The 1,867-nt window shown below is 70.9% G+C and carries 1 protein-coding gene and 1 pseudogene; one reads left to right on the top strand and one right to left on the bottom strand.

The annotated features are described in order from the left end of the window. Positions 1-379 (bottom strand): annotated as a pseudogene (locus QN357_RS18790) (alkene reductase); the annotation flags it as partial. Between the two features lie 287 nt (positions 380-666). On the opposite strand from QN357_RS18790, the gene QN357_RS18785 reads away from it, so the two are divergent. Continuing rightward, positions 667-1,797, top strand: a complete 1,131-nt coding sequence (locus tag QN357_RS18785) for an alpha/beta hydrolase (protein ID WP_323505374.1) — start codon at positions 667-669, stop codon at positions 1,795-1,797. Positions 1,798-1,867: the final 70 nt, after the last annotated feature.

Raw genomic sequence — 1,867 nt, 5'->3', positions numbered from 1 at the left:
CGGCCTCGGTCAGCGCGTGCGGAACGGGGTATGGCTTCTTGCCCTCCGGGGTGTGCGTCTCGCCCTCGATGGCGATCGCGCTCGGCGCGACGACGTCGAAGCCGCCGTTGACGAGGTCGTGCGAGACCCGGCCGGCGTGCATGACCTGGGCGACGATGAGGCCGCCGGCCTCATGCACGGCCGACGCGACGGAACGCCAGCCGTCGACCTGCTCGGCGGTGACGAGTCCGGGCTGGCCGGTGTAGCCCTGTCCGGCGTGGCTCGGGTAGACCCCCTCCGACACGATCAGGCCGAGGGATGCGCGCTGGCGATAGTGCTCGATGACCATCGGTCCGGGGATGCCGTCGAGGCCCGCCCTGGTGCGGGTCAGCGGCGCCATCACGAGTCGGTTCGGCAGGTGCAGGTCGCCGAGGGTCAGCGGGGAGAACAGGGTCACAGTCGCTCTTTTCGTAGTACGGAAGTTCCGCCGGGCGCGGCCGAACGGGCCGGCGCAGGGAAACGCAGGGTGCGCTGCAGACAACGGGCCCGGGCCCGGTCCTATTCCACACGCGGTCCACACCGTCGTCCGCCGCCGGGACGCCGACGCCGGGCCGGGCCGGGCTGCGAGCGGTCTCAGCCTGTCCCGACGCGGGCAAACCGATCGCCCCGCGGCGACGAATACCAGGCATGACCATCCTGGTGACACGAACTCCCGACCGCACGGCGGCGCCCGCCCCGGTGACGTCTCTCGTGCCGGCCGGGACGTCCAGGACGTCCGTGACGTCCGTGCCCGAAACTCGGCGGGATGAGTATTGCCCGTTCCCACTCTCGACAGACGCACGCGCCTTCGGCCTCACCACGAGTTCGATGCGCCTCGGCTCCGGCACGCTTGCGGTGCGTCACGGCCGCCGCACGGGCAGCGACACGGCGACGGTCCTGCTGCACGGGGCTGCCGGCTCCTGGACGACCTGGACCCCGCTCCTCTCGGCGGCGACGAACGGTGGCTCGGCGGGCTCGACGGGACGCGTTCCATCCGGCGCACTCGCCCTGACCGACCTGATCATTCCGGACCTACCCGGCTGGGGCGACAGCGAACCAGCGGATGCCTCCGGCCGGCACTCCACCCGGCCCGCCCCGGGCATCACGACCGTCGCGGCCGCGATCGCCGAAACCGTCCGTGCACTCGGCTACGAGCGCTGGCACGTCGTCGGGCACTCGCTCGGCGGTTTCCTCGCCCTCGAACTGGCCGCACTCGAACCTGCCGCAACCGTGTCGGTCTCCCTCGTCTCTGCGACGACGTTCTCGGTGGTGGACAGCGTGCGGCATCCGATCACCAGGTTCACCCTGCTGCCCGGGTACACGGCCCTGCTCGGCGTCATGCGCGCCCTCGCGGTCGCCGAGCCCGCCGGCCGCGGCCTCGTGCGCTGGCTCAACAGGGTGGGTGTGCTGCGCGGGCTCACCGCGCCGCTGTTCAGCCGGGTCGACGCCGTACCGGCGAGCGTGATCTCGGCCCTCGCGACGGAAGTCCGTCCGCGGGCCTTCGTCGAGGCATCCGCCCTCGCCGGAGCCCATGACCCGGAACGGTCCTGGGCCCGCATCACCTGCCCGGTGCGCGCGATCCAGAGCGACGCGGACATCTTCGTCGCCGATTCGGACCGCGCCCGGCTCTCCGCCGTCATTCCCGGGTTCGTTTCGCGAACGATCGCGGGCACGGGCCACTTCGCCCACATCGAGAAGCCCTTCGCCGCCCTCGAAGCCCTCGAAGCCCTGAGCAGCCTCCGCGAGAGTACACTTGTGGCCCTTAAACCCGAGGTTTAAGGGCTGTGAAGTCTCGTTCTCAATCTGACAGTTCTGTCTCATGACCTTGCTGACAGTTCTGTCTCGGGAC

It is taken from the genome of Cryobacterium sp. RTC2.1 (genome assembly GCF_035018685.1).
GTDB lineage: Bacteria > Actinomycetota > Actinomycetes > Actinomycetales > Microbacteriaceae > Cryobacterium > Cryobacterium glucosi.
Note: the sequence above shows the minus strand (reverse complement) of the source record. Positions and strands in the feature narration are given on the sequence as shown.